Source organism: Mesorhizobium sp. M8A.F.Ca.ET.057.01.1.1 (assembly GCF_003952565.1).
GTDB lineage: Bacteria > Pseudomonadota > Alphaproteobacteria > Rhizobiales > Rhizobiaceae > Mesorhizobium.
On record NZ_CP034454.1, the window covers coordinates 2,435,371 to 2,461,147 of the forward strand.

22 protein-coding genes and 2 pseudogenes are annotated in these 25,777 nt (G+C 63.8%); 19 read left to right on the top strand and 5 right to left on the bottom strand.

The genetic code is table 11. The annotated features are described in order from the left end of the window. The 14 genes and pseudogenes from murG to EJ077_RS11330 all read left to right on the top strand — a co-directional run bounded on the left by murG (position 1) and on the right by EJ077_RS11330 (position 17,148). Entirely contained in the window at positions 1-1,128 is a 1,128-nt protein-coding gene (gene murG, locus EJ077_RS11265; RefSeq protein WP_208701983.1) for an undecaprenyldiphospho-muramoylpentapeptide beta-N-acetylglucosaminyltransferase, read from the top strand. Further along, positions 1,125-2,525: a UDP-N-acetylmuramate--L-alanine ligase gene (murC, locus tag EJ077_RS11270; RefSeq protein ID WP_208701984.1), complete on the top strand. Its 1,401-nt coding sequence runs from the start codon at positions 1,125-1,127 to the stop codon at positions 2,523-2,525. Before murG ends, murC begins: the two co-directional genes overlap by 4 nt. Next, positions 2,522-3,487: a UDP-N-acetylmuramate dehydrogenase gene (murB, locus tag EJ077_RS11275; RefSeq protein ID WP_208701985.1), complete on the top strand. Its 966-nt coding sequence runs from the start codon at positions 2,522-2,524 to the stop codon at positions 3,485-3,487. The genes murC and murB overlap by 4 nt, the downstream gene beginning before the upstream one ends. A 301-nt stretch (positions 3,488-3,788) precedes the next feature. Further along, positions 3,789-4,714 (top strand): annotated as a pseudogene (locus EJ077_RS11280) (D-alanine--D-alanine ligase). Continuing rightward, complete coding sequence (locus EJ077_RS11285) at positions 4,702-5,643, top strand: cell division protein FtsQ/DivIB (RefSeq protein WP_208701987.1); 942 nt, start codon at positions 4,702-4,704, stop codon at positions 5,641-5,643. Before EJ077_RS11280 ends, EJ077_RS11285 begins: the two are co-directional and overlap by 13 nt. Then, entirely contained in the window at positions 5,640-6,947 is a 1,308-nt protein-coding gene (gene ftsA, locus EJ077_RS11290; protein ID WP_208701989.1) for a cell division protein FtsA, read from the top strand. The genes EJ077_RS11285 and ftsA overlap by 4 nt, the downstream gene beginning before the upstream one ends. A gap of 66 nt (positions 6,948-7,013) precedes the next feature. After that, positions 7,014-8,698, top strand: a pseudogene (gene ftsZ / locus EJ077_RS11295) (cell division protein FtsZ). Positions 8,699-8,979: 281 nt separating this feature from the next. Then, a complete protein-coding gene (gene lpxC / locus EJ077_RS11300) occupies positions 8,980-9,930 on the top strand; it encodes a UDP-3-O-acyl-N-acetylglucosamine deacetylase (protein ID WP_208701992.1) in 951 nt (316 codons plus the stop codon). Between the two features lie 262 nt (positions 9,931-10,192). Further along, the gene (locus EJ077_RS11305) at positions 10,193-11,062 is read left to right on the top strand and encodes an outer membrane protein assembly factor BamD (protein ID WP_208701994.1); all 870 of its coding nucleotides are present in this window, start codon (positions 10,193-10,195) and stop codon (positions 11,060-11,062) included. Between the two features lie 185 nt (positions 11,063-11,247). Continuing rightward, positions 11,248-12,921 carry a DNA repair protein RecN gene (gene recN / locus EJ077_RS11310; protein ID WP_208701996.1) on the top strand — a complete coding sequence of 558 codons (1,674 nt, stop codon included), beginning with the start codon at positions 11,248-11,250 and terminating at the stop codon, positions 12,919-12,921. 139 nt (positions 12,922-13,060) lie between these two features. Then, positions 13,061-15,265, top strand: a complete 2,205-nt coding sequence (gene ligA / locus EJ077_RS11315) for an NAD-dependent DNA ligase LigA (RefSeq protein WP_208701998.1) — start codon at positions 13,061-13,063, stop codon at positions 15,263-15,265. Continuing rightward, positions 15,262-15,957 (top strand): DUF2461 domain-containing protein, encoded by a 696-nt coding sequence (locus tag EJ077_RS11320; RefSeq protein WP_208701999.1) that lies wholly within the window; start codon positions 15,262-15,264, stop codon positions 15,955-15,957. Before ligA ends, EJ077_RS11320 begins: the two co-directional genes overlap by 4 nt. A gap of 169 nt (positions 15,958-16,126) precedes the next feature. After that, entirely contained in the window at positions 16,127-16,855 is a 729-nt protein-coding gene (locus EJ077_RS11325; RefSeq protein WP_208702000.1) for an AzlC family ABC transporter permease, read from the top strand. Continuing rightward, the gene (locus tag EJ077_RS11330; protein ID WP_208702001.1) at positions 16,852-17,148 is read left to right on the top strand and encodes an AzlD family protein; all 297 of its coding nucleotides are present in this window, start codon (positions 16,852-16,854) and stop codon (positions 17,146-17,148) included. Before EJ077_RS11325 ends, EJ077_RS11330 begins: the two co-directional genes overlap by 4 nt. Before the next feature lie 183 nt (positions 17,149-17,331). On the opposite strand, the gene EJ077_RS11335 is transcribed toward EJ077_RS11330, so the two are convergent. The 3 genes from EJ077_RS11335 to EJ077_RS11345 form a co-directional block, all read right to left on the bottom strand. Continuing rightward, a complete protein-coding gene (locus tag EJ077_RS11335; protein ID WP_208702002.1) occupies positions 17,332-19,176 on the bottom strand; it encodes an aminopeptidase P family protein in 1,845 nt (614 codons plus the stop codon). Positions 19,177-19,388: 212 nt separating this feature from the next. Beyond that, on the bottom strand, positions 19,389-20,261 hold the full coding sequence (locus EJ077_RS11340; protein WP_208702003.1) for a 50S ribosomal protein L11 methyltransferase: 873 nt from the start codon (positions 20,259-20,261) through the stop codon (positions 19,389-19,391). Positions 20,262-20,326: 65 nt separating this feature from the next. After that, a complete protein-coding gene (locus EJ077_RS11345) occupies positions 20,327-20,905 on the bottom strand; it encodes an SCO family protein (protein WP_208702005.1) in 579 nt (192 codons plus the stop codon). Between the two features lie 193 nt (positions 20,906-21,098). Here EJ077_RS11345 and EJ077_RS11350 point away from each other — a divergent pair, with 193 nt between their 5' ends. From EJ077_RS11350 to EJ077_RS11360, 3 genes are all read left to right on the top strand, one after another. Next, positions 21,099-21,602, top strand: coding sequence for a CreA family protein (locus EJ077_RS11350; RefSeq protein ID WP_208702007.1), 504 nt, complete (start codon positions 21,099-21,101; stop codon positions 21,600-21,602). An 86-nt stretch (positions 21,603-21,688) separates the two neighbouring features. Continuing rightward, positions 21,689-22,330 (top strand): DapH/DapD/GlmU-related protein, encoded by a 642-nt coding sequence (locus tag EJ077_RS11355; protein WP_208702009.1) that lies wholly within the window; start codon positions 21,689-21,691, stop codon positions 22,328-22,330. A gap of 380 nt (positions 22,331-22,710) precedes the next feature. Next, a complete protein-coding gene (locus EJ077_RS11360) occupies positions 22,711-23,136 on the top strand; it encodes a low affinity iron permease family protein (RefSeq protein ID WP_208702011.1) in 426 nt (141 codons plus the stop codon). A 3-nt stretch (positions 23,137-23,139) separates the two neighbouring features. Here EJ077_RS11360 and EJ077_RS11365 read toward each other — a convergent pair whose 3' ends face one another. After that, the gene (locus tag EJ077_RS11365) at positions 23,140-24,006 is read right to left on the bottom strand and encodes an SDR family NAD(P)-dependent oxidoreductase (protein ID WP_208702013.1); all 867 of its coding nucleotides are present in this window, start codon (positions 24,004-24,006) and stop codon (positions 23,140-23,142) included. A gap of 134 nt (positions 24,007-24,140) precedes the next feature. Here EJ077_RS11365 and EJ077_RS11370 point away from each other — a divergent pair, with 134 nt between their 5' ends. Continuing rightward, positions 24,141-24,422, top strand: a complete 282-nt coding sequence (locus tag EJ077_RS11370; RefSeq protein WP_023792142.1) for a hypothetical protein — start codon at positions 24,141-24,143, stop codon at positions 24,420-24,422. A 56-nt stretch (positions 24,423-24,478) separates the two neighbouring features. Here the strand turns inward: EJ077_RS11370 and EJ077_RS11375 are convergent, their stop codons facing one another. Then, positions 24,479-25,054 carry a TMEM175 family protein gene (locus EJ077_RS11375; protein ID WP_208702015.1) on the bottom strand — a complete coding sequence of 192 codons (576 nt, stop codon included), beginning with the start codon at positions 25,052-25,054 and terminating at the stop codon, positions 24,479-24,481. Between the two features lie 240 nt (positions 25,055-25,294). Between EJ077_RS11375 and EJ077_RS11380 the strand changes: the two genes are divergently transcribed. Beyond that, the gene (locus EJ077_RS11380; RefSeq protein WP_208702017.1) at positions 25,295-25,702 is read left to right on the top strand and encodes an SH3 domain-containing protein; all 408 of its coding nucleotides are present in this window, start codon (positions 25,295-25,297) and stop codon (positions 25,700-25,702) included. Positions 25,703-25,777 lie beyond the last annotated feature (75 nt).

Here is a 25,777-nt window from a genome sequence, read left to right on the forward strand (position 1 = left end):
ATGGCCAGAGGCGTTATCCTTCTCGCGGCGGGCGGAACCGGCGGACATCTGTTTCCAGCCGAAGCGCTGGCGCATGAGCTTATCGAGCGCGGCTGGGCGGTGCATCTGGCGACCGACACCCGCGCCGAGCGGTTTGCCGGCCATTTCCCGGCAGCGGCCGTTCACCCGATCCAGTCGGCGACGTTAGGCTCGAAAAATCCCTTCGCCCTGCTTGGCGCCTTCTGGAAAATCTGGAGTGGCGTGCGTCAGGCCTCCGCCATCATCGGCAGGATCAAGCCGGAGGCCGTCGTGGGCTTTGGCGGCTATCCGACCTTGCCGCCGCTCTATGCGGCGACGCGGCGCAAGGTGCCGACGCTGATCCACGAGCAGAACGCCGTGATGGGGCGCGCCAACCGCGCGCTGGCCGGCCGCGTCGACGCGATCGCCGGCGGCTTCCTGCCGCAAGATGAGAGTGCGGCTGGCGCCAAGACGGTGACGACCGGCAATCCGGTCAGGCCCGCCGTGCTCGAAGCAGCCAGGACACCTTACGTGGCTTCAACCGGGGACGAGCCTTTCCGCCTGCTGGTGTTCGGCGGCAGCCAGGGCGCGCAATTCTTTTCCGATGCCATGCCGGGGGCAGTCGCGCTGCTTTCCGATGCACAGCGCAGACGCCTTGTCATTACCCAACAAGCTCGCGCGGACGACGTGGCGCGGGTGAAGGCGGCCTATGCCGCGCTCGGCATCGCCGTCGAGGTCTCGCCGTTCTTTACCGACATGGCGGCGCGCATTGCCGCGGCGCATCTGGTGATCTCGCGCTCCGGCGCTTCGACCGTCTCGGAGATCGCCGTCATCGGCCGGCCGGCACTGCTGGTGCCCTATCCCTTTGCGCTCGACCACGACCAGGCGGCCAATGCGGCGGCGCTTGCCGCCGCAGGCGGCGGCGAAGTGCATGTGCAATCGTCGCTTTCGCCCGAGCGCATCGCGGCCCTGCTCGGCGCCCTGGTGGACCAACCGGAACGGCTCGCGGCGATGGCTGCCGCGGCCAAATCGGTCGGCAGGCCGGACGCGGCACGGTTGCTCGCCGATCTCACAGAGGCTATTGCGTCCCGCATAACAGTATCGGATTTCAGAAAGGGGACGCACCCATGAAGATGCCGCAGACCATTGGCCTCGTGCATTTCATCGGCATTGGCGGCATCGGCATGAGCGGCATCGCCGAGGTGCTGCACAATCTCGGCTACAAGGTGCAAGGATCCGACCAGGCGGACAGCGCCAATGTGCAGCGGCTGCGCGACAAGGGCATCGAATGCTTCGTCGGCCACAAGGCCGAGAATCTCGGTGACGCCGAGGTCATCGTCGTCTCGACCGCGATCAAGAAGTCGAATCCGGAACTGAAGGCCGCGCGGGAGAAATTGCTACCCATTGTCCGCCGCGCCGAGATGCTGGCGGAGCTGATGCGTTTCCGCCAGGCCGTCGCCATCGGCGGCACGCATGGCAAGACGACGACGACCTCGATGGTGGCGACACTGCTCGAAGCCGGCGGGCTCGACCCGACCGTCATCAATGGCGGCATCATCAATGCCTACGGCACCAATGCCCGCATGGGCGACGGCGAGTGGATGGTGGTCGAGGCCGACGAAAGCGACGGCACCTTCCTCAAGCTGCCTGCCGACATCGCCGTCGTCACCAACATCGATCCCGAGCATCTCGATCATTATGGCAACTTCGACAATGTGCGCGAAGCGTTCCGCCAGTTCGTCGAGAACGTGCCTTTCTATGGCTTCGGCGTGATGTGCACCGATCACCCGGAAGTGCAGGCGCTGGTCGGGCGCATCGAGGACCGGCGCGTCATCACCTATGGTGAGAACGCACAGGCCGATGTGCGCTTCACCAACCACCGCATGGCGGGGGCGACCTCGGAGTTCGACGTGATCATCCGCGACCGCAAGGGGCGCGGCCAGACGACGATAGCGGGCCTGCGCCTGCCGATGCCCGGCCGCCACAATGTGTCCAACGCGACGGCCGCGATCGCGGTCGCGCACGAACTCGGCCTGTCGGCCGAGGCAATCAAGAAGGGCCTGTCGTCCTTTGCCGGCGTCAAGCGCCGCTTCACCCATACCGGTTCCTGGAACGGTGTCGACGTGTTCGACGATTATGGCCACCACCCGGTCGAAATCTCGGCGGTGCTGAAGGCGGCGCGCAGCGCCACCAATGGCCGTGTCATCGCCATTGCCCAGCCGCACCGCTTCACCCGGCTGCATGATCTGTTCAACGAGTTCTCCGCCTGTTTCAACGATGCCGACACGGTAATGGTGGCGCCGGTCTACGCCGCCGGCGAAGAGCCGATCGACGGCGTGACCTCGGACGCGCTGGTGTCGCGCATCCGCGCCGGCGGCCATCGCGACGCCCGCTACATAGACAGGCCGGCTGATATCGCGCCTGTCATCCGCGACATCGCCAAGCCCGGCGACTTCGTCGTCTTCCTGGGCGCCGGCAATATCACCCAATGGGCCTATGCGCTGCCGAAGGAGCTCGCCGCCTCATGATGAACGGCCAGGCCCTGATCGACAGACTTGGCGACCGGCTTGCCGGCCTGCGTGGCCGCATCACGCCGAATGCCGAGATGGACAAGATCACCTGGTTCCGGGCAGGCGGCCTTGCGGAGGCGCTGTTCCAGCCGGCGGACGAGAAGGACCTTGCCGCGTTCCTCAAGGCGGTTCCCGAAGAGATCCCCCTGACGATTGTCGGCGTAGGCTCGAACCTTCTGGTCCGCGACGGCGGCATTCCGGGTTTCGTCGTCAGGCTTTCCGCCAAGGGCTTTGGCGAGGCCGAAGTCATTTCCCCGATCAGGATCAGGGCAGGTGCCGCCACGCCCGACAAGCGTGTGGCGGCGGTGGCGCTCGAGGCCGGCATCGGCGGCTTTCATTTCTACCACGGCATTCCAGGCGCCATCGGTGGTGCGCTCAGGATGAATGCCGGGGCCAATGGCGTCGAGACGGGCGAGCGCGTCGTCGAGGTGCGTGCGCTCGACCGCAAGGGCAATGTCCAGACGCTGAGCAACGCCGAGATGGGCTATGCCTACCGCCATTCGGCGGCACCGACCGGGCTGATCTTCACGTCGGCCGTCTTCGAAGGCTTTGCCGAGGACAAGGCAGCGATCAAGGCGGCGATGGAGGCGGTGCAGAACCATCGCGAGACCGTGCAGCCGATCCGCGAGAAGACGGGCGGCTCGACCTTCAAGAATCCGGAAGGCACATCGGCCTGGAAGGAAATCGACAAGGCGGGTTGCCGCGGCCTGATGATCGGCGGCGCGCAGATGTCGCCGATGCACTGCAACTTCATGATCAACACCGGAACCGCGACCGGCTACGACCTCGAATATCTCGGCGAGACGGTGCGCGCGCGGGTACTCGAGCATTCGGGCATCCGGCTGCAGTGGGAGATCAAGCGCATCGGCAATTTCCGCTCCGGACATGCCGTGCAGGAGTTCCTGGGTCAGCTTCTTTAGCGCACTTTGAAGTTCACGTGATGCGTGAACTTCGACGAGATCGAAATGGCGTGAAATCGTTGCTGCAAAGACTCAGCGAGACGGTTTTCGCATTCATTTTCTCACAAAGTGAATCCCTCGGAATCATAAGCACTTGCCAGTGAATCAACTCTCTGATTCTCTGCCCTAAAGTGTTTCCTGATTTGAGTCGTTCGACGCGTTACCCGCGTTTTCCGTCTGGGGGCAACCTGCCGGGAGACTCGGACTCAATGTTGCGGAAATCCTTGGGTTTTTAGTCCGCCGTGAGAGGGGATGACGGGGAATGAAGAACAAGCATGTGGCCGTATTGCTGGGAGGTTTCTCGTCCGAGCGGCCCGTGTCCCTGTCTTCCGGAAAGGCCTGTGCAGATGCGCTCGAGCAGGAAGGCTATCAGGTTACCCGCGTCGATGTCGGGCGCGATGTCGGTTCGGTGCTCGCCGAGCTCAAGCCCGATGTTGCCTTCAATGCGCTGCATGGGCCTTTTGGCGAGGATGGTACAATCCAGGGCATCCTCGAATATCTCGGCATTGCCTACACCCATTCCGGCGTGCTCGCCTCGGCGCTTGCCATGAATAAGGAGCAGGCGAAGAAGATCGTCAAATCGGTCGGCATCCCCGTTGCCGAATCGAAGGTCGCCAATCGCTTCTCCATCCAGAACAAGCACCCGATGAAGCCGCCCTATGTGGTCAAGCCGGTCAGCGAGGGGTCGAGCTTTGGCGTTGTCATCGTGTCGGAAGGGCAGTCGCACCCGCCGCAGGTCATCGGGTCGTCCGAGTGGAAATATGGCGATACCGTCATGGTCGAGCGCTACATCCATGGGCGCGAACTGACCTGCGCCGTCATGGGTGATGTGGCGCTCGGCGTCTGCGAGATCATCCCGACGGGCCATTCCTTCTACGACTATGATTCAAAATATGTCGCGGGCGGATCAAAACACGAATGCCCCGCAAAAGTTTCACCGAATATTTACCAAAAATACAGACACTGGCGCTCAAGGCTCACCAAGCTGTCGGCTGTCGGGGCGTTTCCCGGTCGGACTTCCGTTATGACGATCGTCACTCCGAAAATGGCGAGGTTGTATGGCTCGAGGTCAACACTCAGCCGGGCATGACGCCGACGTCTCTGGTGCCTGAAATTGCCGCCCATGCCGGGCATTCGTTTGGTGAACTGTTGAGTTGGATGGTGGAGGACGCTTCGTGTCTGCGTTGAAATGGGGACAGGGCAAGGTGAGGGGCGCGGCCGGGCCGTCGCTGTTCGGCCTGCCATTGTCATTGGACCATTTCGTCCTGCCGCGCGTGCTTCGCCGCCCGGTGCGCATCCTGACGCGCCTGGGTGATGGTGAATTCCAGGCGCCGCGCTTCTCCGTGGCGATCATGTCGTCGGTGCTGCTGGCTTCGAGCGGGGCCTATGGCGCCTATCTTGGCGGTCATGCCGACGGCATCATTCAAAGCATCACAGCCCGCACCGGCTTTGCAGTCGACCAGGTCAAGGTGGTCGGCAACCGTCAGACTTCGGAAATCGACATTCTCGACCGGCTCGAGCTTGATGGCTGGACATCGCTGATCGGCTTCGATGCCGAGGCCGCGCGGGAGCGCATCGCCACCTTGCCGTGGATCGAGATTGCCGCGGTTCGCAAGGTCTATCCGCACACGCTGGAAGTGCGCGTCGAGGAGCGTGAAGCCTTCGCGCTCTGGCAGCAGGGCGACGACCTCTCCGTCATCGAAAAGGATGGCGCCGTCATCGCGCCGTTCTCGGGCGGCAAGCAGGTGCTGCTGCCGCTGTTGATCGGCACCGGCGCGCCCGCCAAGGCGCCTGATTTCCTGGCCAAGATCGAGCAATATCCCGACCTTGCCAGCCGCATCAAAGGCTATGTCCGCGTCGGCGAGCGGCGTTGGGACCTCAAGCTTGACAACGGCATCACCATCAAGCTGCCCGAAGACGACGAGGACCAGGCGCTCGCCGAGCTCGTCAAGATGGACCATGACAAGGGGCTGTTGTCGCGCGATATCGCCGCTGTCGACATGCGACTGACGGACCGGCTGGTCGTGGAACTGACGCCGCAGGCGGCGACGCAGCGCGAGGCCGCGCTCAACGAGAAGCCGAAAACCCTCAAGCGCAAGCCGGAGACGAAGATATGAGCTGGCTTGGCGGTTCTGGCGATGCCTCGTCGCGCCGGTCCGGCACCCTGACGGTGCTGGATGTCGGCTCGAACAAGGTCTGCTGCATGGTGGCCAAGCTGAAGCCGAACGATGACGGCAAGCTTCTGCGCGGCCGCTCGCACCGTATCCAGGTGATCGGCATCGGCCACCAGAAATCGCAAGGGGTGAAGTCGGGCGTCGTCGTCGATCTCGACCGCGCCGAGCATGCCATTCGTCTTTCCGTCGACGCGGCCGAGCGCATGGCCGGGCTGACGGTCGATTCGCTGATCGTCAACATGACCGCCGGGCGGCTGAAGAGCGAAGCCTTTTCGGCCACCATCAACCTCGGCGGCCACGAGGCCGACGAGGCCGATATCAAGCGCGTGCTCGGCGCCGGCGCCAAGCAGGCGCTGAAGGCCGAACGCGAGGTGATCCATTCGCTGCCAGTCGGCTTCTCGCTCGATGCGGAGCGCGGCGTGCGCGATCCGCGCGGCATGGTGGGCGATGCGCTTGGCGTCGACATGCATGTGCTGACTGGTGATGCGGCGCCGATGCGCAATCTGGAGCTCTCCATCAACCGTTCGCACCTGTCGGTCGAGCGCATGGTGGCGACGCCCTATGCCAGCGGGCTGGCGGCACTCGTCGACGACGAGCTGGAGCTCGGAGCCGCCTGCATCGACATGGGCGGCGGCACGACGACGATCTCGGTGTTTTCGGAAGGCAAGTTCGTCCATGGCGACGCCATCGCCATCGGCGGCAATCACGTGACGCTCGACATGGCCAGGGGGCTTTCGACTTCGCTCGATGCCGCCGAGCGGCTGAAGGTGATGCACGGCTCGGCGCTGCCGGGCAGCGCCGACGACCGCGACCTGGTCTCGATCCAGCCGATCGGCGACGACGGCGACGTGCCGCTGCAGATCCCGCGTTCGGTGATGACGCGCATCGTGCGCGCCCGCATCGACGAGACGCTCGAACTCCTGCGCGACCGGCTCAACAAATCCGGCTACGGCAATGCGGTCGGCAAGCGCGTCGTGCTCACCGGCGGCGCCAGCCAACTGGCTGGCCTGCCCGAGGCGGCACGCCGCATCCTGGGGCGCAATGTGCGCATCGGCCGCCCGCTCGGCGTGGCGGGCTTGCCAGAAGCAGCGAAAGGCCCGGCTTTCTCGGCCGCGGTCGGGCTTCTGATCTATCCGCAGATGGCGAGCTTCGAGAGCCATCCGGCGAAAGGCATTTCCGGTCTCAGGATGACCGGAACGGGTGGAAAACTGCATCGCATGAGTCAGTGGTTGAGAGACAGTTTCTAATTGACGGGGACAGCCCCATAGGCGGCCGCGGCGGCGAAGCGGCGTGAAAGGCAAAGGACGGAGACAATGACCATCAATCTGCAGAAGCCGGACATCACCGAGCTTAAGCCGCGCATCACCGTGTTCGGTGTCGGCGGCGGCGGCGGCAATGCCGTGAACAACATGATCACCGCCGGACTGCGCGGTGTCGAGTTCGTCGTGGCCAACACCGACGCGCAGGCGCTGACCATGTCGAAGGCCTCGCGGCTGATCCAGCTTGGCGCGCATGTCACCGAGGGGCTCGGTGCCGGATCGCAGCCGGAAGTCGGCCGCGCGGCGGCGGAAGAGTGCATCGACGAGATCCTCGACCATCTCACCAACACCCATATGTGCTTCGTCACCGCCGGCATGGGCGGCGGCACCGGTACGGGTGCTGCTCCGGTGGTTGCCCGCGCAGCCCGCGAGAAGGGTATCCTCACCGTCGGCGTCGTCACCAAGCCATTCCACTTCGAAGGCCAGCGCCGCATGAAGACGGCAGACTTCGGCATCGAGGAGCTGCAGAAATGCGTCGATACGCTGATCGTCATCCCCAACCAGAACCTGTTCCGGCTGGCCAATGACAAGACCACCTTCGCCGACGCCTTCGCGATGGCCGACCAGGTGCTCTACTCCGGCGTTGCCTGCATCACCGACCTGATGGTCAAGGAAGGCCTGATCAACCTCGACTTCGCCGACGTGCGTTCGGTGATGCGCGAGATGGGCAAGGCGATGATGGGCACCGGCGAGGCTTCGGGCGAAGGCCGCGCGATGGCAGCGGCGGAAGCCGCGATCGCCAACCCGCTGCTCGACGAAACCTCGATGAAGGGCGCCAAGGGCCTGCTGATCTCGATCACCGGCGGCCGCGACCTGACCCTGTTCGAAGTCGACGAGGCGGCGACCCGCATCCGCGAGGAAGTCGACCAGGACGCCAACATCATCCTGGGCGCCACTTTCGACGAGGAACTCGAAGGCGTCATCCGCGTCTCGGTGGTCGCGACCGGCATCGACAAGTCGGCCGCTGAAATCGCCGCCGCGCCGATCTCGATCCGCACGGCGCCGCCGAAGCCGGCCCCCGGCCGGCCGTCGCCGCGGTGGAAAGCCGCCCGGCGCCGGTCCAGCAGACGGTGTATGAGCCGCGCGCCGCCGATCCGGTTGCCGAAGCCATCCAGTTGGCCGAAGCGAACGCCGCTGCCATGGCGCAGGCTCGTCCGGCACCGGTCGCCCATGCGGACGATTTCCGCCCGCAGAGCAAGATCTTCCAGGCGCCGCCCGCGCAGCCGCAGCCGATGCCCCAGCCTGTTGTCCAGCAGATGATGCAGCCGGCTCCGCAGCCGCGCGAAATGCTGCGTGAGGTGCAGCAGCCGGTGGCGATGGCGCCGCAGCGCATGCCGCGCGTCGAGGATTTTCCGCCGGTCGTGAAGGCGGAGGTCGACGCCAAGAGCCGTCCCGCCGACCATGAGAACAGCGGCCCGATGGGTCTCCTGAAGCGCCTGACCAACGGCCTGACCCGCCGCGAAGAAGAGCCTGCACGGCTGCAGCCGGCGCAACCACGTGAGCCCAAGCTGCGCCAGGCCGCACCGGAAGTGCGCCGCCTCGCCAGCCAGGACGCTCAGCTCTACGCGCCGCGCCGCGGCCAGCTGGACGACCAGGGCCGTCTGACGCCGCAGGTGAGGGCGACTCAGGACGACGATCAGCTGGAGATTCCGGCGTTCCTGCGCCGCCAGGCCAACTGAGCAGTTAACGCACTGTAACAATTGTTAACAGGCAGGCAAGAAATTGCTTGCCTGTTAACGTTTAGAAGGCTGCATAATCAATCGGTTATGATGCCGTACAGGTTCCAGTTCGCGGTTACAAAGAGTAAGAAACCGTGATTTGGAGTCTCCCTGCCGGGACATTATCTTCGCTGCCTACCATGGTCGGTTTGCCGGGATTTCGGGGGAAGTAGCCCTGCCTGCCGATTTTAACAAGAGCCGCGCCCTCAGGCTGGAGAAGCGGACCTAGGCACTACGGGCTTATGGGGATTGTCTTGCACGACCACCAGACGACAGTGAAGACGCGCGCGTCGCTTACAGGCACCGGCGTTCACAGCGGCAAAGAAGTTTCCATTAGTTTTCTGCCCGCGGATGCCGATACCGGCATCGTGTTCCAGCTTCTCAATGGCGATGGGCAGGGCCGTGAGTTCCGCGCCCTGTTTTCCGAGATCGGCGCCACCGACCTTTGCACCATGCTTGGCGATCCCTCGGGCGAGCACATCGCCACGGTCGAGCACATCATGGCCGCCCTGTTCGGGCTCGGCATCGACAATGTCATCATCGAGATCGACGGCCACGAGGTCCCGATCCTCGACGGCAGCGCCATGGCGTTCGTTGAAGCCGTCGACCAAGCCGGCATCGAGGTGTTGGCCGTCAAGCGGCGCTATATCAGGGTGGTCAAGCCGGTCCGCATCGAGAACGGCGCCTCCTGGGCCGAGTTCAGGCCCTATGACGGCACCCGCTTCGAGGTCGAGATCGATTTCGAAATCCCCGCGATCGGCCGTCAACTCTTCGCATCGGACATCAATGCCGATATTTTCCGCCGCGACATCGCTCGTGCCCGCACCTTCGGCTTCATGAAGGACGTCGAACGGCTGTGGGCCGCTGGCTATGCGCTGGGATCCTCGCTCGAGAACTCGCTGGTGATCGGTGACGACAACCGCGTCATCAATATGGGCGGCTTGCGCTACCCCAACGAATTCGTGCGCCACAAGACGCTCGACGCCATGGGCGACCTGGCGCTGGCCGGCGCGCGCTTCATCGGCTGTTTCCGCTCCTATCGCGGCGGCCACAGGCTGAACGCTGCCGCGCTGCGGCGCCTGCTGTCGGACCGCACGGCCTTCGAGATCGTCGAGACGACACGCCGCGAGCGTGGGCGGGCCGCCGAGATGAACGCCGTCAACGCGCCGCTCTATGCGCCCTGGATGGTCTGATTTTCTTAATCTTTTTCGCATTGCATGGCGCTCTGGGTGTTGCATGAATGCATCATCCATCAGCGAAATTGCATAGATTTTCGCGCCGCGGTCCGTCGCCACAAAAATGTGCGATTGGCTGGACATAGCGTTGCCGGGCAAGGCGGTTATGGTTTATGGCTGCTGCCGTCGATTAGTGCATGTCGCCTAGAAGTGGGGACCATTTTTGGGACAACAGCATGCAAGAGGCATTAAAATAACGCCGAAAGGGCGCAATCCAATCATGTTCTTCAAGCGAGTCGGTCAATCGAAAGCGCCGCAGCGGTCTGTCTTCCTGGCGCTTTCGGTGGTTGTTCCATCGCTCTTTCTGTCGGCCTGCATGTCGTCGGAGAAAGACATCGACCTTTCGACCTATGTCGACCAGACCGAACCGGCCGACGTTCTCTACAATCAGGGCCTCGCAAACATGAATGCGGGACGCCTGGACGAGGCGAGCAAGAAGTTTGACGCCGTCGACCGCCAGCATCCTTATTCGGAATGGGCCCGCAAATCGATGGTGATGGGCGCGTTCGCCGACTATCGAAAGGGCAGCTACGACGACGCGATCCAGTCGGCAAAGCGGTATCTGGCCCTCTATCCGTCCACGGATGACGCACCCTATGCCCAGTACATCATCGGTCTCAGCTACTATCGCCAGATCAAGGATGTGACGCAGGACCAGAAGGAAGCACGCCAGACCGTGCAGACGATGCAAGACCTGGTGACGCGCTGGCCGACGTCGGAATATGTCGACGACGCCAAGGAAAAGATCCGCTTCGCCAACGACCAGCTCGCCGGCAAGGAAATGCAGATCGGCCGTTATTATCTGGAGCGCCGCGAGTACATCGCCGCCGTCAAGCGCTTCCGCACCGTGGTCGAAAACTATTCCAACACCCGCCATGTCGAGGAAGCGCTCGCCCGCCTCACCGAAAGCTATTACGCGTTGGGCTTGACCTCGGAGGCCCAGACGGCGGCCGCGGTGCTCGGTACCAACTATCCCGACAGCTCGTGGTACAAGGATTCCTACAAGCTGCTGCAGAGCAACGGGCTGGCGCCGCGCGAAAATGCCGGATCGTGGATATCCAAGGCCGGGAAGCTGATCACCGGCGCCTGACCGCGGAGCTGCGAGCGAAGCGCGCGCAGCGTGCTTTTTCGGATTGATCCGAAGCTCAAACAAAAAGATAGTGCGGCGCTGCGACTCCAACTGTCGGGTGCCGCCTTAAATCTTTTGTTTTCGTGCCTGTCGTTATCCCGAAACCGGGTCCACTTTTGGGCGGCATGCAATAGGTCCGGTTTCTCATGCTTTCCAGACTGTCGATCCGAGATATCGTCCTGATCGAAAAGCTTGACATCGACTTCCAGCCGGGTCTTTCCGTGCTGACCGGTGAAACCGGTGCCGGCAAATCCATCCTGCTCGATGCCCTGTCGCTGGCGCTCGGCGCGCGCGGCGATGCCTCGCTGGTGCGCCATGGCGCGTCCCAGGGCCAAGTCATTGCCGTTTTCGATGTTCCGCGCAACCATCCGGTGCGCGCGCTGCTTGCCGAAAACGCCATCGAGGATGACGGTGACGTCATCCTGCGCCGCGTGCAGACGGCGGACGGCCGTACCCGTGTGTTCGTCAACGACCAGCCGTCCAGCGTGACGCTGATGCGCGATGTCGGCCGCGCGCTGGTCGAGATCCATGGCCAGCATGACGAACGCGCTTTGGTCGATCCCGGCGCGCACCGCGATGTGCTCGATGCTTTCGGCGGCCATCTCGGCGCCGTCCGCGCGACGGGCGAGGCATGGCGGCACTGGCGCGCCTGCGAGCAGGAGCTGACGCGCCATCGCGCCAAGGTGGCGGCCGCCGCCCGCGAGGCCGACTATCTACGCGCCGCGGTCGCCGAACTGACCAAGCTCGATCCGCAGCCCGGCGAGGAAACCGAACTTGCCGAGCTGCGCGCCCACATGATGCGCGCCGAGAAGATCGCCTCCGAAATCCACGACGCGCAGGATGTGCTTTCGGGCCCGTCCTCGCCCTTGCCGCAACTGGCCAGCCTGCTGAGGCGGCTGCAGCGCAAGGCGACGGAGGCGCCCGGGCTGCTCGAGGACGTGGTCAAGTCGCTGGATGAAGCGATGTTGTCGCTCGACGCGGCGCAATCGGGCGTCGAGGCGGCGCTTCGCGCCACCGAATATGACCCGCAACGGTTGGAGAAGGCCGAGGAGCGGCTGTTTTCGCTGCGCGCGGCCTCGCGCAAGCACAGCGTCGCCGTCGACGATCTGGCGCAATTGCGCGACACGATGGTTGCCGATCTCGCCGATCTCGATGCCGGCGAGGAGCGCCTGCACGGACTGGAAAAGCAGGCGGCCGCCGCGCGCGAAACCTACGACATCGCTGCCGCACAGCTGTCCTCGCTTCGCCATGCCGCGGCGGTCGGCCTGACCAAGGCTGTGATGGCCGAATTGCCGGCGCTGAAGCTCGAACGCGCGGCCTTCATCGTCGAGATGAAGAGCGAGGCCGAGAGCCAAATGGAGGAAGGCATCGACCAGATCGAGTTCTGGGTGCGCACCAATCCCGGCACGCGGCCCGGCCCGATGATGAAGGTCGCGTCGGGTGGCGAGCTGTCACGCTTCCTGTTGGCGCTGAAAGTGGCGCTTGCCGATCGCGGTTCCGCGCCGACACTGGTTTTCGACGAAATCGACACCGGCGTGGGCGGCGCGGTGGCCGACGCCATCGGCCAACGGCTGGCGCGGCTGTCGAAGCGCGTCCAGGTGCTTTCCGTCACCCACGCGCCGCAAGTGGCGGCGCGCGCGGCAACACATTTCCTGATCTCCAAATCGGGCAGCACCGACCGTGTCGCGACCGGAATTGCCGAGATGGACAGGACGGCGCGGCAGGAGGAGATCGCCCGCATGCTGGCCGGCGCCACGATCACCGACGAGGCGCGCGCCGCCGCCGAGCGGCTGCTGCGCGAGAATACAAACGCGGCGTGAGACTATCGGGCGGCGTCTTGGGGCGAGTCAGGATATGGCTCCATCCTGCTGTTCAGGAATGATCTTTTCCGAAAACCGGTTCCCACCTTTCAAGATCATGCTCTATTGTGGCGCGCCACCGTTCAGGGACAAAAAAAGCATGGCCGAAAAACCTGTCGATTCGCTCAGCGAAAGCGAGGCTGAAGCCGAACTCCAGCGCCTTGCCGAAGAGATCGCCGGTCACGACCGGCGCTATCATGCCGAGGATGCGCCTACGATCACGGACGCGGAGTATGACGCGTTGCGACGGCGCAATCTTGCCATCGAGGAGCGCTTTCCCGACCTGGTGCGTGAGGATTCGCCCTCGCTCAGGGTTGGTGCCGCACCGGCGGAGGGCTTCACCAAGGTGCGCCATGCCGTGCCCATGCTCAGCCTCGCCAAGGCCTATACCGACGAAGACGTCACCGATTTCATCGACCGCGGCCGGCGCTTCTTCGACCGCGACAAGGACCTCGACATCGCTTTCACCGCCGAGCCGAAGATCGACGGGCTGTCGGCTTCGCTGCGTTACGAAAAGGGCATCTTCGTGCAAGGTGCGACGCGCGGCGACGGTGCGGTCGGCGAGGACATCACCGCCAATTTGAGGACCATCGCCGACATTCCCGCGAAGCTCAAAGGTTCAGGCTGGCCTGAAACCATCGAGATCCGTGGCGAAGTGTATATGACCTATGCGGAATTCGAGGCGCTCAAGGCGCGCTCGGCGGCTGTCGGCGGCCAGGATTACGTCAATCCGCGCAATACGGCGGCCGGTTCGCTGCGCCAGAAGGATCCCTCCGTCACCGCCAGCCGCAACCTCAAATTCTTCGCCTATGCGTGGGGTTATACCACGGCCGATCCGGCGCCGACACAGTACGAATCGGTGCAGAAATTCGCCGATTGGGGTTTCAAGATCAGCCCGCTGATGGTGCGGGCCAAATCGGTCGAGGAACTGGTCGCGCACTATCACCGGATCGAGGAGCAGCGCTCGTCGCTCGGCTATGACATAGACGGCGTCGTCTACAAGGTCGACCAGCTGGAGCTGCAGCGCCGCTGGGGTTTCGTCACCGGTGAGCCGCGCTGGGCGGTCGCCCACAAATTCCCGGCCGAACAGGCGATGACGACCGTGCAGAAGATCGACATCCAGGTCGGCCGGACCGGCACGCTGGCGCCCGTCGCGCGGCTTGCGCCGGTGACCGTCGGCGGCGTCGTGGTGGAAAACGTCACGCTGCACAATGAGGACTATATCAAGGGCCTGGACAGCACCGGCCAGCCGATCCGCGACGGCATCGACGTGCGCATCGGCGACACCGTCGTGATCCAGCGGGCAGGGGATGTCATTCCGCAGATCGTCAGTGTCGTCATCGACAAGCGTCCGCCCGATTCCGTGCCGTATGAATTCCCGCACACCTGCCCGATCTGCGGCTCGCCGGCGACGCGCGAGATCAACGAGAAGACCGGCAAGGAGGATTCGCGCCGCCGCTGCACCGGCGAACTGATCTGCCCGGCGCAGGCAGTGGAAGGGCTGCGCCACTTCGTGTCGCGCGGCGCCCTGGATATTGAAGGCCTGGGCGCGGAAAACATCGACACGTTCTTCAATGCCGGGTTGATCAAGACAGCTGCCGACATCTTCACGCTGAGGGAGCGCCGCCCTGCCGTGACCAAGGCGCTGGCCGAGCGGCGCGAGGAGCAGGCCAGGCAGCGCGAGGCGGCGTCCGGCAAGACCCGCAAGAATGTGCGCAGCGTCGAGGACCGCAATTATGAAGGCCTCGACAAATTGTTCGCGGCGATCGATTCGCGCCGCGAGCCGGAGCTCGACCGCTTCATTTTCGCGCTCGGCATCCGCCATATCGGCGAAACCACGGCCGCGGTGCTTGCCCGAACCTTCTCGACCATCGAGGAGCTTATCCGCGTTGGCAAGGAGACTGCGGCGGCAGAGGATCCGCATGCGGTCTTCCCATCGATCAATGGCATTGGCGATACGGTGATCGATGCGCTTCGCGATTTCTTCGGCAACGAGCGCAATGACGACGTGCTCGAGAAGCTGCTGGAGCAGGTCAAGCCGAAGCCATACATCGTCACCGTCTCGGCCGACAGCGAAGTCGCCGGCAAGACGATCGTCTTTACCGGTTCGCTGGAAAAGATGACCCGCTCCGAAGCCAAGGCGATGGCCGAGCGTCTCGGCGCCAAAGTCGCCGGCTCGGTTTCGGCCAAGACCGATCTGCTGGTGGCCGGTCCTGGCGCCGGTTCCAAGCTCAAGCTTGCCAGTGAACTCGGCGTCGAAGTCATCGACGAGGACACCTGGCTGCAGCGGGTCGGGAAGTCGTGACGGACGGGGCATTCAAGGGGTTCGGCCCAAAGGCCATCCCGTTCCTGAAGGCATTGGATTTCCATCAGAGTCGCGAGTGGTTCCTGGAGAACCGCGACTTGTTCGAAAAGGAATTGCGCGACCCACTGGGCGATCTGGTCGACACGCTTACGCTGCGTTTTGCGGAAGCCGGCCTCGGCTTGCGTGGCGATCGCAAGAAGTCGCTGTTCCGCATCAACCGCGACGTGCGTTTCGCCAAGGACAAGCGACCCTATAACCGGCATCTGTCGGCCATCCTGTCGCCGGATGGCAGCAAGGCGGTGCAGGGCGTCTTCTATGTCCATATCGGGCTGGAAGGTTGCTTTGCCGGCGTCGCCTGGTGGCAGCCGGAGGCCGCGCTGCTGTTGTCGATGCGCCGGGCCATCGAGATGTGGCCAGAGAGGTTTCGCGCCATGGTGAAGGCGTTGAACAAGAATGGCCTCGAACTCGATGCCGAAGGCGGCATGAAACGCACGCCGCGTGGCTTCGAACACGTCGCCGACAGAGATCTTGTCGCCGCCATCCGCAACCGGCATTTTGTCGTCCGCCATGCGATCGATCCGGCTGGTATCCACGGGCCGGAACTGGTCGAGGAACTTGTCGATTTCACCTTGCGCGCCAAGCCACTGCTCGACTGGGGCAGGGCGATCGAAGGCACGTCCGCGAAGGAATGAGCTTCCACGCGAGCGCCGCGACGATCATTTCCGCTGATCGTTTGGCTCAAGCGAATTCGTGTGACACGGCAAGCCATGCCACCTACATACCGCCACTCCCTTTGTTGTCGTGCATGTCGTTGTCCCAAACCGCTACGCACTTTTGGGCGACACGCATCAGGAGTGGCCAATGGCGACGGACGTGATCTCAGAGAGCGGCGGCAAAAGCGATTTCTGGCAGGGCGTGCGGCTCTCCATGCCGGTGGTGGTGGCGTCGGCGCCGTTCGCGGTGCTGTTCGGTGCGCTTGCAGTCGACAACGGTTTCTCGGTCCTTGAAGCCTTCCTGATGAGCGCGTTGGTCTATGGCGGCGCCAGCCAGATGGTCGGCATCCAGTTGTTCGGCCAGCATGTCGCGCCATGGTTGGTCGTGCTGTCGATCTTCGCCGTGAACTTCCGTCACGTGCTCTATTCCGCCGGCATCGGCCGGCGCATCGCGCACTGGCCTGTCATCAGCCAAGCACTCGGCTATTTCATCCTCACCGATCCGCAATTCGCGGTCGCCGAGGCGAGGGCGCAATCCGGCCAGACCGTGGGCTTCGCCTGGTATCTGGGGCTTGGCCTGCCGGTCTATCTGTTCTGGATCGTCGAAAGCGCGCTCGGCGCGCTGTTCGGCAAGCTCATCCCCGACACGCATGCGCTGGGCATCGATTTCCTGCTGCCGATCTATTTCCTCGGCCTGGTGATGGGCTTCCGCAAGCGGCCGCTGTGGCTGCCGGTGGTCGTCGCCAGTGCCTGCGCGTCCATCATTGCCTACAAGACGGTGGGTTCGCCTTGGCACGTCTCCATCGGTGCCATCGCCGGCGTGCTGCTGGCTGTCATCCTGCCGCCGCACCATAGCGGCGTGGAGACAAGGCCATGAGCACGACATTCTGGATCATCATCGCCGGCGCGATCGCCACCTATCTCACGCGCATCGGCGGGCATCTGGTCATCTCGCGCTTCGACCACATCCATCCGCGCGTCGAGGCCGGCCTCAACGCGGTGCCGGCGGCAGTGCTGACGACGCTGGTGGCGCCGGAACTGCTGAATGCCGGACCAGCGGAGTGGGCAGCGCTGGTTGTCACGGCGGCGGTTTCGTGGCGTGGCGGGCTGATGGCGATGTTTTTGGCGGGTGCTGCTGTGCTGATCGTGGCACGGCAGTTCGTGGGCTAGGGCGTATCGATATTCAGGTGATGCCGGCCTGCAAACGGCTGATTCCTGCGCTTCCCCATTCTACTGCGTCGCAGTAGAACTGAGCTCACGCACGAAAAGTACGCTCCGCTCCGGTTCTCGGTATCAACCGTTTTCGACTCGGCCTGACCAGAATCTCGACACACCCTTCGGCGCTTCAAAAAATCAAATCTTCGCGTCGTGCGGCAGTGGTGCGGTCGCCTTTTCCAGCCAGGCCAGTGTTTCGCCGTCGAGCATCGGCCCGATCTCGGCCAGCACGCGGGCGTGGTAGGCGTCGAGCCAGTGCAGTTCGTCACGGGTCAGCAGGTCCGATCGCACCAGCCTGACGTCGATCGGCGCTAGCGTCAGCGTCTCGAAAGCGTGCATGGCGATGTCGCCGTCCTCGATCTGTTCGGCCGGCGTCACCAGGATCAGGTTCTCGATGCGGATGCCGTAGGCGCCTTCCTTGTAATAGCCGGGCTCATTGGACAGCATCATGCCTTCGAGCAGCTTTTCGGTGCCGGTGCGGGCGATGCGCTGCGGCCCCTCATGCACGGCAAGATAGGAGCCGACGCCATGGCCGGTGCCATGGGCGAAGTCGCAGCCATGCTTCCACAGCGCCATGCGGGCGACGGCGTCGATCTCGGAGCCGCGCGTGCCGGCGGGGAAGCGCAGCGTGGAAATGCCGATCATGCCTTTCAGCACCAGCGTGAAGCGTTCGCGCATCTCTTGCGTCGGCTCACCGATCGGCACGGTGCGGGTGATGTCAGTGGTGCCGTCCTGGTATTGCGCGCCGGAATCGAGCAGGAACAGTTCACCAGCCCCGAGCTTGCGGCTGGTGGCGCGCGAGACGCGGTAATGCATGATGGCGCCGTTCGGGCCGGCGCCCGAAATGGTGTCGAAGGAGACGTCGCGCAGCGGCATCTGGGTTTCTTCGCCGGTCTGCCGGCGTGTTTCTTCGAGCTTGGTGACGACCGCGATCTCATCGAGCGAGCCGGGCTTCTGCCGGTCGAGCCAGCACAGCAGCTTGGCTACCGCCGCGCCGTCGCGGCGATGCGCGGCGCGCGAGCCGTTGATCTCGGCCAGGTTCTTGGTGGCGCGCGGGATGCGGGCGGGGTCGGGCGCGGCAATCACCGTGCCGCCATTGTCCTCGACCAGCATGCGCAGCCGGTCGGCCGCCAGCACCGGATCGAGCGCGATTTTCGCGCCGCTTTTGGCAAGCGCCGCGATCGCGGCTTCGAATTCGCCGGGCTCATGAGGATCGGCGAGTTGGGTGAGGTAGGCCGCGACCTGGCGCGAGAATTTGCGGCTGTCCATGAACAGCTGGTGCGACCCGTCGGCGGCGAGGATGGCGAAGCCGAGCGCCAGCGGCGTGTGCGGCACGTCGCCGCCACGAATGTTGAAGGCCCAGGCGATAGAGGAGGGGTCGGTCAGCACCGCATGGGTGGCGCCCTCCTTGCCGATCGCCGTCGCCAGCCGCGCCAGCTTGTCCTTGGCGAGCTCGCCGGCAAAGCCGATCGGGTGCAGCTCGACCGGGGTCACGGGTGCGGCCGGCTGATCCTTCCAGATGATGTCGATCGGGTTCCTGTCGAGCGGCACGAGCACCGCGCCGATCTTGTCGGCGGAGGCCTGCAGCGCCTTGACCTCACTGAGCGTGTGCAGCCAGGGATCGAAGCCCAGCCGCGCCCCTTTGCCCAGATGATCCCTGAGCCAGACGGCGGGTGGGTTGTCGACCAGGCTTTCGATCGAGAAGATGCCGAGGTCGACTTCGCCCCGCACCTGCAGCGTGTAACGCCCGTCGACAAAGACGAAGGCACGGTCGCGCAGCACGATGGCGACACCGGCCGAGCCGCTGAAGCCGGTCAGCCATTTCAGCCGTGCAGATCGATCGGCCACGTATTCGCCCTGGTGCTCGTCGGCGCGCGGAACGATGAAGCCATCAAGGCCATTGTCGCTGAGCCATTGGCGCAGCAGCGCCACGCGCGGCTTGCCGACCGCCGGGTCGCCCGCGGCATCGAAGGTCTGGAACATGGTGGGCCTCCTGATAGTGGGCGTGACCGTAGCCTATGGACTGGAAAAGCGGAATCGATTTCCAGCTGGCGCAAACTGCTACAGCGACTGCCGGGTGGCAACCAAATGAGGCTGGTCCAGCCATGGCGTGAAAGGGGACGGCGCCGGCATGCACCTTGCCAACACGCATCAAGTTCTAGGAATTAGCCTGCGAGGACCGGCAACCGCCGGCCTCAATGCTTGAGGTGGATCGTCACCCAGCCTTCGCGGTGCAAGGTACTGATATGGCGGAAGTTCTGGCCGACATAGGCCGAGATCACCGCGTCACGCTGACGGTCGAGGATGCCCGACAGCACGATCGAGCCGCCAAGTGCGATATGCCCGGCCATTTGCGGCGCCAGCCGCATCAGCGGCCGCGCCAATATGTTGGCGACGATGAGGTCGAAGGGCGCTCGCCTGGCAAAGATCGGGTGGTGAAAGCCCGGCGCGGTCACCGTCTCGATCAGGCCCTTGACGTGGTTCAGCCGCGCATTTGCGGCGGCGACCCTGACCGCCACCGGATCGATGTCGGTGGCCAGCACCGGAATATGCGCCAGCTTGGCGACGGCGATCGCCAGCACCGCGCTGCCGGTGCCGAGATCGAGCGCGTTGCGCGGGTGCTCGCGCCGCACGACCTTCTCCAGCATTTCGAGGCATCCGGCGGTGGTGCCGTGATGGCCGGTGCCGAAGGCAAGGCCCGCCTCGATCTCGATGGCGAGTTCGCCGCTGTGGCGCTTCCTGCTGTCATGCGCGCCGTGAACGAAGAAACGGCCGGCGCGCACCGGCTTCAGGCCTTCCAGCGACCGTGCCACCCAGTCGATGTCGGGCAGCGCCTCGCGCTCGATCGGCTTCGACATGGAAAGGCCGGCGAGAATGTCCTTCAGCCGCGCCTCGACCGCGTCGACGTCGCCATCGGCGTAGAGCGAGACCTCGTGGATGTCGGCGTCTTCGTCGACCTCCAGCACGGCGATCGGCAGACCTTCATCCTCGAAGGCCGTTTCGAGCGCCGCGAAAATGCGGTCGGCCTCGATCTTTCCCGTGGTGAAGTGGAGCCGCGTCTGGGTCATGTGTTCTATGTTTCTCCAGGCTTGATCTTGTCCGAAAACCGGTTCCCACTTTTCGGGGTCAAGCTCTAGCCCTTCGCGGCGAGGCGCTTCAGCTTCTCCACGGCGGTGCTGGCACTCTCGCCATAGGCGATCGTGCCGGCGAAGTCGCCCTTGGCGTTGAGCAGCAACACAGAGGCGGTGTGGTCCATCGTGTAATCACCGTCGCCGGTATCGACCTTCTTCCAATAGATGCCGAACGCCTTGGCCATGGCATGGACCTTGTCAGGGTCGCCGGTGATGCCGGTGATGCGGTCTGAGAAATTGCTGACATAGGCGTTCATGACCTGGGGCGTGTCGCGCTCCGGATCGACCGAGACGAAATAGGCATGCAGGTTCTTGCCGTCGTCGCCGAGCGTCTTCAGCCAGCCGGAGAGCTCGAACAGCGTCGTTGGGCAGACTTCGGGGCAATGGGTGAAGCCGAAGAAAACGACGCTGGGCTGTCCGCGGAAAGCAGCCTCGGTGATCGGGGCGCCTTTCTGGTCGACCAGGGTGAAGGGCGCGCCGAACGGTTCGCCGCCATAGTGGCCGCGATACCAGTCGAAGGTCAGCCAGCCGATGCCGGCCGCCATCAGGACGAGAATGCCGACCAGGATAGAACGCATCATCAGAAATGTCCGTCTGTAACGTCATGGGGCGCCGGCCAAACCATGCGCACCTTGTTCGGCCACAGTCTTAGCGGTTCGGCCCCGCGCAGGCAAAGTGCCGCGTTGCCGCAACCGTGTGGTGTTGACCCATCGGCTTGCAAAGCCGCACAGTCTGCACCACCTGAGACCGGCAACTCGAACCGAGGAGGCTTCTTTGCTCGAACTGATTGGGCGAACATTGGTCGGCGGCGCTTTGGCCGCATGCGTGGTGCTTGGCGCCGGTAGCGCCGTCGCCGAGGAAGTCGGCAAGGTCGGCGTCGACTGGATCGGCAACGACATCATCGTCGAGGCGATCAAGGATCCGAAAGTGGAGGGTGTCACCTGCCACGTTTCCTATTTCGACCGCAGCGTCATCGACCGCCTGCACAAGGGCAACTGGTTCGAGGATCCCAGCGATTCCTCGATCTCCTGCCGTCAGACAGGTCCGATCACCATCGGGGATATTGATACGAGCGAAGGCGGCGAGGAGGTGTTCAAGCAAGGTATCAGCCTGATCTGGAAGAAGCAGGTGGTGAACCGCATCTACGACAAGGCCAACGAGACGCTGATCTATCTGTCGCATTCGCGCCAGGTGCAGAACGGCTCGGCCAAGATGTCGGTTACGACTGTGCCGCTCTACGGGCAGAATGTGGCGTGGAGCAACGGTAAACCGAAATAGGCGGGCCGAACTTCGTCCTGGTCGTGTTCTGACGGGTGATTGGCCCCGGCTTGCGGGACCAATCGCTCTGACGTAAAGCCGCCGGCATGGACCGTTCCGAAGATCTCGTCGCGAAAGACCCCGAGCCGCGCATCCACCCGACCGCGGAGATGAAGGGCTGCAAGCTTGGCCGCTATGCCGCGATCGGCGAACGCGTCGTGCTGCGCGAGGTCATCGTCGGCGACTTCTCCTATTTCGAACGCCATGCCGAGGCGATCTATACGACGATCGGCAAATTCTGCTCGATCGCCGCCAACAGCCGCATCAATGCGCTGGAGCATCCGATCGAGCGGTTGACCCAGCACAAGGTCAGCTATCGGCCGAACGAATATTTTCGCTGGCTGGGCGTCGATGCGGCATTCCGCGAGCGGCGGCGGTCGAAGGCTGTGACCATCGGTCATGATGTCTGGATCGGCCACGGCGCGGTCATCTTGCCTGGCATCGCCATCGGCAATGGCGCGGTTATCGGCGCCAATGCGGTGGTGACGCGGGACGTCCCGTCCTACACGATCGTCGCCGGCGTGCCGGCGAAGCCGATCAGGCCGCGCTTTGCCCCTGAAATAGCGGCGCGCATCGAGGCTCTCGCCTGGTGGGACTGGCCGGTCGAGAAACTCGCAAGGGCGGTTCCCGACATGCAGGCAATGCCGATCGAGGCCTTCCTCGACCGCTGGGAAAACGACGCCGTTTAAGCTCCGGCAGAGAACGGTAGGGCCGGCCGCCACGACTGGGCAGGATATCAGTGAGCCAACGCCCCGCGGGCAAGTGAGGCAACCGGTTGCCTGCGCGCGAGTTGGCTCTTCGGGGAACTATTCTTCGCGCTTTCTGGAATGAAGCCCCTTCCGCCATGCGGGGGTGGCGCGGCGGAAGGGGCTGGAGGTAAACCGCTGTGAAGCGGAGGAACAGGCTCTCTGCCTGCACGGTTACCATGACATTGAACCGATAAGGTGTGTTCTGTGCCGAATTCGCGCTGCACGTGCATTCAATTGCGCCGGTTACATTCGGTTCTCGATGGGAACCCAAAGGTCCGCCGCTTGTTTCTCATGCCGCAAACATTGAGGGCACTCGCCACATGGAAAAGCTTTTCACCAAGGTCGCCAACCGGGTCGCCCATATAACCGGCCTGCCGCTGACCTTTGCCGGCTGCTGCCTTATCGTCATCGTCTGGGCGGTTAGCGGGCCGTTCTTTGGGTTCTCGGACACCTGGCAACTGGTGATCAACACGGGCACGACCATCATTACATTCCTGATGGTGTTCCTCATCCAGAACACCCAGAACCGTGACGGCGCGGCGATCCAGGCCAAGCTCGATGAATTGATCCGGGTCAGCGAGGGCCACAACAACTTTATCGGCATCGAACACCTGACCGAATCCGAGGTCGAGGAGATCCGCGCCAAATGCGAGCGGGCCGCCAAGCGGCATGACGAGAAGATCGCGGCCATGGCGGCAAAGAAGGCGGTTGCCCAGAAGCGGGGCGCGAAAAAGAGCGCGGCTTGAAGCTCAGCCTTTCATGAACGCCGCGAATGCGTCCTTGTGGTCGGGATGCCAGCGCGACAGGGCAGGACGGTTTTCGATGATGTCGCCGATCGCCCAGGCCATGCGTTTTTCGTCCAGCGGCCGCGCCGCCTCATTGTCCGGGCACAGGATGTAGAAGTCGCCCCTGACCAGCGATTCCAGCATGAAATCGACGACCTGCTCGCCGGTCCAGGCGCCAGCGGGCTTTTCCCTCGCGCCTTCGGTGAGGCCGGTATAGGTGAAGCCGGGGATGAGCAGATGCGCCGACAGGCGGGCGTCAGGCTCGTTCCTTAGCGCGTGCGCCAAGCCTTCGGTAAAGGTCTTCACGCCAGCCTTGGAAACGTTGTAGGCGAGGTTGCCGGGCGGCGTGGTGATGCCTTGCTTGGAGCCGGTGTTGACGATCAGGCCCGGCTTGGCCGCCGCCAGCATGCGCGGCGCGAAGGCCTCGACGCCATGCACGACGCCCCAGAAATTGATGTCGAGCAGCCGCTTCCAGCCGTCGCGATTTTCCCAGGGCTTTCCAGGGTTGTCGCCGACGCCGGCATTGTTCATCAGCAGCGAGACCTCGCCGAAGGCGCCGAATGCCCGGTCGGCGAGGCGATCGACCTCATCGGCCTTCGAAACGTCCGATGCAACCGCAAGCACGGCGCCATCGCCGGCGATGGCGGCAACGGTCCGCGAAGCATCGTCGAGGCGCGGACCAGCGATGTCGGCGAGCACGATCTTCATGCCCATCAGCGCCAGCCGTTTGGCCGCCGCGAGGCCGATGCCGCTGGCGGCGCCGGTGATGACGGCGGTATTGCCTTGGCCAAGCGCTGGCAGGGCGGTCTGGATCTCGGCGTCGGGGATCATCGGCGATGGTTCCTTTTTCGATGGCGCCGAACTTAGCGCCGGAACGGGCTTGTGCAAGCCTTTGTCGGGGCTCGTCGGGTTGACCAGTCCGGCCGTGGCTGCGCATGCTGCGACGCCAAAAGGGAGATTTCCGATTGACGGATTGGGTTGCGATTCTGAAGGAGCAGACCGCCACCGGCGACCAGATGGGGCGCGAGGTGCCGCAGATGCTGGCCAACCCGGATATCAGTGAAGCTCAGGTGAAAACCTTGTTCTCCGCACTGGAAAAGCAAGCGGAGTTCGTCGAGAAACTGCGCATGGCGCTGGAGAAGTTCGGCCATGATTTCTCGATCATCAAGGCGGCGGAGCGGCTGGAAGAGCGTTATGCCGATCTGGCCGCTTCCGTGGCGGAGAAGCTGAAAGCGATGCGCGGTTAAGCAAGTCCAGGAAAAGTGTGACGCGGTTTCCCGCAGGAATTGCGCCGGTCAAAGAGCTATTTTTCCAATATCCGCGAGAAGCGGGTGTCCGGCACCAGCCAGACCAAGGCAACGGCGACATAGAGCGCCACGCCAATCCACCGGTCGAAGAAGGTCAACCCAACGGCCGCTACGTAGACGGCAAGCGAAATCCTTCCCTTGCGGTCGCGGCCGATGGCCTTGGCGAATCCGGTATCCGGCCCATGCAGCCGATGCAGCGCGATCACCAGCATGCTGTAGGCGGTCGCACACATTACAAGGTCGAACCCGTAGACCGCGACGGGCACCGTGGCGAAATGGTTCTCGCCCATGAAGGCGGTCGTCACCGGCATCAGGGACAACCAGAACAGCAGATGCAGGTTCGCCCACAGCACGTGGCCGTCGACACGCTGCACGGTGTGGAACATGTTGTGCAGATTGTTCCAGTAGATGCCGACATTGATGAAGGAGAGCACGTAGCACAGGAAGATCGGCCACTGCGGCAGCAGGGCCGAAAAATCCTCGCCTTCCGGTACCTTCAGGTCCAGCACCATGATGGTGATGATGATCGCCACCACACCGTCGGTGAATGCCTCGACCCTGCCTTTGCCCATGATCACTGCCCCGGTCCGCGACGAATTGCCGAAAGATAGTAAATCGTTAGCGGATGTTGGCACGCCGATAAACGGCGTACGAAAAAATCCTCAACTATATCAGGGGAAACCTTCACGCCCGGACCGGTGATCGTGGTGATTGGCCGTGGCCACTTGTTGACTTTCCTTGGCGCTGCCTCTCCCTTGCGATGCAGTCCCGGCCGAAGCAGTCGGACGGCCGGCGACCGAATGGAGGGACTGATGAAGCTTCGATTTCTGCTTGCGATAGCGACCATTCTGGCCGCTGTCTTCGGGACGTCCGCCGCCGCCTTCGCCTACAGCGCCCATACCACGACCAGCCTCAACGTGCGCACCGGGCCCGGCGCGGGATACGCCAAGGTCGGGACGCTGCCGGCCGGCTTCAGGGTCGATGTGACCGGCTGCCAGCCTGGCTGGTGCAGGATCCATGGCGGCGGTGTCAGCGGCTGGGCCAGTTCCGGCTATCTCTCGCGGACCCATGTCGTGCATCCGCCGGTTATCATCGTGCGCCCGCCGCATCGGCCGCCGCACTGGCACCATCGGCCTCATCACCGTCCTCCGCACCACCGCCCGCCGCACAAGCCGCGTCCTGGCAAGTGTAAGATCGCGCCCGGCCTTCCCTGCAAATAAGCGCGCCGCGCAAGCGCGAAACAGATCGCAAAAACAAACGGGGCTGCAATCATTTGCAGCTCCGTTTGCTTATGG

Coding starts and splice junctions, on each gene's coding strand:
- EJ077_RS11340 (WP_208702003.1), bottom strand. CDS start 20,261: ATGACCCAGACGCGGCTCCACTTCACCACGGGAAAGATCGAGGCCGAC.
- recN (WP_208701996.1), top strand. CDS start 11,248: ATGCTTTCCAGACTGTCGATCCGAGATATCGTCCTGATCGAAAAGCTT.
- EJ077_RS11355 (WP_208702009.1), top strand. CDS start 21,689: ATGGACCGTTCCGAAGATCTCGTCGCGAAAGACCCCGAGCCGCGCATC.
- EJ077_RS11335 (WP_208702002.1), bottom strand. CDS start 19,176: ATGTTCCAGACCTTCGATGCCGCGGGCGACCCGGCGGTCGGCAAGCCG.
- lpxC (WP_208701992.1), top strand. CDS start 8,980: ATGGGGATTGTCTTGCACGACCACCAGACGACAGTGAAGACGCGCGCG.
- EJ077_RS11360 (WP_208702011.1), top strand. CDS start 22,711: ATGGAAAAGCTTTTCACCAAGGTCGCCAACCGGGTCGCCCATATAACC.
- ligA (WP_208701998.1), top strand. CDS start 13,061: ATGGCCGAAAAACCTGTCGATTCGCTCAGCGAAAGCGAGGCTGAAGCC.
- EJ077_RS11380 (WP_208702017.1), top strand. CDS start 25,295: ATGAAGCTTCGATTTCTGCTTGCGATAGCGACCATTCTGGCCGCTGTC.
- murB (WP_208701985.1), top strand. CDS start 2,522: ATGATGAACGGCCAGGCCCTGATCGACAGACTTGGCGACCGGCTTGCC.
- murC (WP_208701984.1), top strand. CDS start 1,125: ATGAAGATGCCGCAGACCATTGGCCTCGTGCATTTCATCGGCATTGGC.
- murG (WP_208701983.1), top strand. CDS start 1: ATGGCCAGAGGCGTTATCCTTCTCGCGGCGGGCGGAACCGGCGGACAT.
- EJ077_RS11375 (WP_208702015.1), bottom strand. CDS start 25,054: ATGGGCAAAGGCAGGGTCGAGGCATTCACCGACGGTGTGGTGGCGATC.
- EJ077_RS11345 (WP_208702005.1), bottom strand. CDS start 20,905: ATGATGCGTTCTATCCTGGTCGGCATTCTCGTCCTGATGGCGGCCGGC.
- EJ077_RS11325 (WP_208702000.1), top strand. CDS start 16,127: ATGGCGACGGACGTGATCTCAGAGAGCGGCGGCAAAAGCGATTTCTGG.
- EJ077_RS11305 (WP_208701994.1), top strand. CDS start 10,193: ATGTTCTTCAAGCGAGTCGGTCAATCGAAAGCGCCGCAGCGGTCTGTC.
- EJ077_RS11330 (WP_208702001.1), top strand. CDS start 16,852: ATGAGCACGACATTCTGGATCATCATCGCCGGCGCGATCGCCACCTAT.
- EJ077_RS11365 (WP_208702013.1), bottom strand. CDS start 24,006: ATGATCCCCGACGCCGAGATCCAGACCGCCCTGCCAGCGCTTGGCCAA.
- ftsA (WP_208701989.1), top strand. CDS start 5,640: ATGAGCTGGCTTGGCGGTTCTGGCGATGCCTCGTCGCGCCGGTCCGGC.